Below are 5,670 nucleotides of genomic sequence, written 5' to 3'. Positions count from 1 at the left end.
AGAGTAGGTCACCGCCGGACAACCATTAAGGTCGAGAACCCCCCAACACACACGTGTTGGGGGGTTCTCCCACTTAACACACACATCGTGGTTGCTAGTACCGGCTTGCCGGCCTATTGCCCAACGTTGGCCAGGCCGAAGGATAAACAGAAATAATCGCAGTTTCGATTGTCGACTGCATAGACTCGCCGGATGAGTGATAGCCGGAGTGCGATTGACTGGGATTCTGCACGCGCGATCAACCGTGAGAACTGGGAAGACCGGGTGCCCCTGCACGAAAAGGCCTACGGGATCAGCGACTTGGACGATCCGAACCATCTAACCGGAGTTATCCGGACGGACCTGGCCGCACTCGGTCCGTTCCTCCCGGACAGCACGGTCGCCGGGCTGGATGTCTGTCATCTTCAGTGCCATATCGGCACCGATACTCTTTCTTTGGCCAGGGCTGGTGCTCGGGTCACTGGCGTGGACTTTTCCCCGGCCGCTTTGGCATCTGCTGCCAACTTAGCGGAGCGTCTGGGCATCCATGCCGTCTGGGTGGAAACCGACGTACTTGAGGCCCGTGCCGCCGTCGACGGTTTCTTCGACCTTGTATACACCAGCATCGGAACCATCAATTGGCTTCCTGACCTGCAGCGCTGGGCGGCCCAGGTAGCGGGGCTCCTGCGGGCTGGAGGAACGTTTTACATCCGCGATGGACATCCAGCTCTTTACGCCATTGACGAGCATGCGGACGGACTGCAGCTTCGATATCCGTACTTTGGTAACGGCGAAGCACAGCAATGGGACGACGAGTCCACCTACGCCGGAGATGGCACGGTGGCTCATTCCCGGACGTATCAATGGGCCCATCCCCTGTCAGACATCATTAACTCCCTTGTGGGGGCGGGTCTGCAGATCCTTCGGGTCGACGAGGACAAAACAATCCCGTGGAGGTTCTCGCCACGCATGGTTGAGGTGCCGGGCGGCTTCGCGTGGCCAGAATCCGAACGTGATCTCGTGCCCTGTACGTTCACAATCATCGCTCGGAAGCCAGGCGTGTAGGGCAACGGTGAGAGGGGGTCCGGGCGGCTAGCCCTAGACTTACGGTCTATGAGCGCTCCCTCCGCTGGCCGGCCCGTCAAGCGTGCCACGATCCTTGATGTCGCTGCCGCGGCGGGTGTTTCGCGGCAGACGGTGACCCGGGCGATGAACGACATGCCTGGAATCAAGCAGGAGACACGTCAACGCGTCCAGGAACTCGCGCGTGAGCTGGGCTACACACCCAGCCGCTATGCCAAGGGCCTCGTCCAAGGCGCCCGCACATCGGTAGGCCTGGCCATACCCGACCTCACCAACCCATACTTTCCCGCCTTCGCCTCCAGCGTTGTGGAAATGGCGACGCTGCGTGGCTGGAACGTGGTGATGGATGATTTTGGTCACGGAAGCGGCATCAGTCTGGACGCAGTTGAGCGGCTGTCCCCACACGTGGATGCTGTCATTGGCTACCTGGGTCCGCACGCGGCAGAGGCGCAGGCACTGCTGGGCCATCGACCGGTGGTGGTGCTGGATGACCCCGAAGGAGTCTCGGCCGGCGGCATTTCGTTCGATTACGCCTATGCGGCCAGGCTCGGTCTGGAACATCTTGCCGGCGCCGACCGCACTCGGCTTGCCTACCTGGATTCGGGTCCTGCAGCGCTACTGTCTGCCCGAGGCGCCGCAGTCACCCGTGCGGCCGCGGACCTTGGCATTGAACTCACGGTAGCCCACGCCCGCGAATCCGCCGAAGCCGCACGGGCCGCCGTTGAGGCCCTGCTGTCCGAACAGCCGGCCGTCAACGGGCTCCTTGTCTTTAATGACCTCATGGCAGCCGGGGCACTGAAAGCCCTGGCCGTCCACGGCCGCTCGGTCCCTGGCGATTGCGCCGTGATGGGGATGGACGGGATCCCGCTTGGCGTACTCATGAGCCCTGAGTTGACCACCCTCTCGCTGGACCTGCGCGACGTGGGGCGCGCCGCCGTCGAACTCCTCGCCGGGCTGCTGACCGGCACCATTCTGCCGGGCAGCGCAGCTGCGCGGAGAATGCTCCGCCACGAGCTGGTCATCCGCGAATCAGCCTAGGAAGCCCTACCCAAAATGATCGCGTGCGGCTAGTGTTAAGTAGTTCGTGAACGTTCACGAAAACCGAACAACGCCCGGTGCGGCCCCCCAGCAACCTGCAGCAAGGAAGACCCATGTCAGTTCAGTCACCCGTCATGCCAGCCGGGATCCCAGCCAGTTCCGCCGCGCCGTCCAAGGGCCGCGCCCTCGAGGTTGGCGCTGACCACGCCGCGGCGCTGGCGTCCCTTGAACCGGCCCGTGGCACCTTGCCGGCCCGGGCGTACCTTCGCAGTGACGCTCCCAGGAGGTCCCTGAACGGTGAGTGGCAGTTCCGACTCAGCCCCGGCATCCGGCAGGCACCGGGTGACGGCTGGCAGTCCGGTAAGGACCTCGAGGGATTCACCAGCCTTCCCGTGCCGTCAAGCTGGCCCATGCATGGTCACGGAGCCCCGGCGTACACGAATGTCCAGTTCCCTTTTGCCGTGGAGCCGCCGCACGTGCCGGACGCAAACCCGATCGGCGATCACGTCGTGGAATTCCTGGCCGGCCCGGAGTTCTTCCCCAGGGCCCTTCTCCGGTTCGATGGCGTCGAATCCGCCGCCACGGTTTGGCTCAACGGCACGGAACTGGGAACAACCCGCGGGAGCAGGCTGGCGCACGAGTTTGACGTCACCGGGGTTCTGAAAGAAGGCGCCAACGTGTTGGCCGTCCGGGTTGCCCAGTTCTCGGCCGCGAGTTACGTGGAGGACCAGGACATGTGGTGGCTGCCGGGAATCTTCCGGGACGTGACCCTCCAGGCCCGGCCCGAACAGGGAATCGATGACGTGTTTGTGCACGCAGACTACGATCACGTGAGTGGCGAAGGCGTCCTGCGCGTCGAGGTGAGCCGGGCCGGCGAGGCGATTGACGCCGTCGTACGTGTCCCCGAACTGAACCTGGAACTGACCGCCGGCAGCGAACACCGGATCCCGGCCATCTCGCCCTGGTCCGCGGAGCTTCCGCGGCTTTACGCAGCCACTGTCACCGCACCGGGCGAAACCGTGACCTTGCAGCTGGGATTCCGGACTATTTCCATCGAGGACGCCCAGTTCAAGGTCAACGGCCAACGCGTCCTGCTCCGCGGAGTCAATCGCCATGAGCACCACCCCAAGCTGGGCCGTGTGGTGCCGCGCGATGTGGTGGAAACGGAGCTGCGGCTGATGAAGCAGCACAACATTAACGCCATCCGGACTTCCCACTACCCGCCGCACCCCGAGTTCCTGGCGCTGGCGGACCAGTTGGGCTTCTACGTTGTGCTCGAGTGCGACCTCGAGACCCATGGTTTTGAGAGCGCAGGCTGGGCGCAGAACCCCAGTGACGACCCGGCGTGGGAGCCGGCGCTGCTGGACAGGATCCGGCGGACCGTGGAGCGGGACAAGAATCACGCCGCGGTGATCATGTGGTCTTTGGGCAACGAGGCCGGCACGGGCAGGAACCTGGCAGCGATGTCCGGCTGGGCAAAGGATCGGGATCCTTCCCGGCCCATCCACTACGAGGGTGACTGGACGTCGGCGTACGTGGATGTCTATTCGCGGATGTACGCCAGCCAGGCGGAGACGGAACTGATCGGCAAGGGGATCGAGGAGCCGCTGGACGATCCTGACCTGGATGCCCGCCGCCGTGCCATGCCTTTTGTGCTGTGCGAGTACGTACACGCCATGGGCAACGGTCCCGGCGGCATGACCGAATACCAGGAGCTCTTCGACCGGTATCCCCGGCTGATGGGCGGTTTTGTCTGGGAATGGCTGGAACACGGCATCACGGTTACGGGCAAGGACGGCCGTGATCACTTCGCCTACGGAGGCGACTTCGGTGAGGAAATTCACGACGGAAACTTTGTGACCGACGGCCTGGTTGACGCGGACCGCAACCCCCGCCCAGGCCTGCTGGACTTCAAGAAGGTCATCGAACCCCTGCGCATCACTGTGGCCGAGGACTGGTCCGGTTTCACCGTACGCAACGGCTACGACTTCTCGGACACCTCGGCGCTCAGCTTCCGGTATGTGCTGGAGGCCGACGGCGGCGCGCGCGACGGCGGTGCCGGCGCCGGTGCGGTGCTTGCCGAGGGCGTCGTGGACATTTCGCCGCTGCCGCCTCGTGCGGAAGTCTTCGCTGAACTTCCCGTCGGCCTGGCGTCACTGGCCGGAGGGAAGACGGCTGTCCTGACCATTAGTGCGGTCCTTGCCTCCGGCACGGACTGGGCTGAGGCCGGCCACGAACTCGCGTGGGGGCAGTCGGTTCAGAACTTTGCGGTATCCGGGGGACCGGCAGCGCTTGAACCGGTGGGCGTTTCCCCCGCCACCCTTCGGCTGGGGCCGGTGGTGTTTGACAGGATCTCCGGGCTGCCGATTTCCCTTGGCAATGTGCCCGTGGAGGACTTTCGCCTAGTGCTCTGGTGGGCGCCAACGGACAATGACCTGGGTAGCGAATGGGCCGGCCCGGACCGTCGGCCGCTGGCCACACAATGGAGCCAGGCCGGGCTCAACAGGCTGCACTCGCGGCTGCTTGGCATCACCGCAGAGCCTGCTTCGGATGGCGGCGAGGTACTGACGGTTCACACCCGGGTGGCCCCGGCGGACAAACAGTTCGGCGTCCTGGTGGACTACACCTGGAGCGCAGACGCAGACTCAGTGAACCTGCGCACCCAGGTCCGTCCGGACGGGGACTGGACCAATGCCGGCTTCCCCGTCGAATGGGCGAGGACCGGCCTGGAGCTTGTTCTTGGCTCCCAGACGCGGACTGTCAGCTGGTTCGGCCAGGGGCCGCACCAGAGCTACCCCGACACGGGCCAGGGCACCAGGGCGGGATGGTTCACGCTGCCACTGGAGGGCTTCGATGTCGACTATGTCCGGCCGCAGGAGTCCGGCGCCCGGTCAGGCGTGACATCAGCTTCAGTAACGCTCGCCGCGGGCACGCTGGAAATCTCCGGAGCCCCTTTTGCCCTGACGGTCCGTCCCTACAGCCTTGACGCATTGGACGCGGCAACGCACCGCACAGATCTTGTGCCGGACGGTCGGACCTACGTCTATGTGGACCACGCGCTGCGGGGAGTAGGCACCGCGGCCTGTGGACCAGGGGTACTTGAGGCCCATCGGCTCCTGCCCAGGGAAGCAGACTTTTCGGTGGTCCTGCGGGTACGCCCCTGAGCGGGGGCAGTTGCCGCTGCGGGGCGGGACCCATGTGATCCACTCCATATCGAAGGATTCCAGCGCATGGCGTGGACGCGCAATGCGGAGAGCCCCAGAAATCCCTGCAAATTCAGGGATTTCTGGGGGAAGGCAGCCCTTCTTGGGTGGATTTGCCGTGGGGGTTCCGGCCGTGTATTGTTTTCTGAGTCGCCGCCGCTGAAGCGGAAAAATAGCGACAAACCCCCTTCTTCAACAGCCTGAAAATGGCACGCTTCTTAGCGTGCCGGATGCGGGTGGGGCCGGTTCGCCGGAGCAGGAAATCGCGGAAACGCCGATTTGCAAAGCTCCTGGAAACCGGGTAAGTTTGAAAAGTTGCTCCGGAGCGATCCATGGCTGTTGTTTGGTTGTGGTGGTGCCGGGTGTG

General features: G+C 64.3%; 3 protein-coding genes. All 3 read left to right on the top strand.

From position 1 onward, the window contains the following. Positions 1–192 precede the first annotated feature (192 nt). The gene (locus V9L18_RS21870; protein WP_337349246.1) at positions 193–1,044 is read left to right on the top strand and encodes a class I SAM-dependent methyltransferase; all 852 of its coding nucleotides are present in this window, start codon (positions 193–195) and stop codon (positions 1,042–1,044) included. A 48-nt stretch (positions 1,045–1,092) separates the two neighbouring features. Beyond that, positions 1,093–2,100, top strand: a complete 1,008-nt coding sequence (locus V9L18_RS21865; RefSeq protein WP_337349245.1) for a LacI family DNA-binding transcriptional regulator — start codon at positions 1,093–1,095, stop codon at positions 2,098–2,100. 113 nt (positions 2,101–2,213) lie between these two features. Further along, positions 2,214–5,264: a glycoside hydrolase family 2 TIM barrel-domain containing protein gene (locus tag V9L18_RS21860; RefSeq protein WP_337349244.1), complete on the top strand. Its 3,051-nt coding sequence runs from the start codon at positions 2,214–2,216 to the stop codon at positions 5,262–5,264. The last annotated feature ends 406 nt before the right edge of the window (positions 5,265–5,670 follow it).

Origin of the sequence: Pseudarthrobacter sp. CCNWLW217 (assembly GCF_037203985.1) — a bacterium.
GTDB lineage: Bacteria > Actinomycetota > Actinomycetes > Actinomycetales > Micrococcaceae > Arthrobacter.
This window is presented reverse-complemented; position numbering and strand designations above follow the sequence as displayed.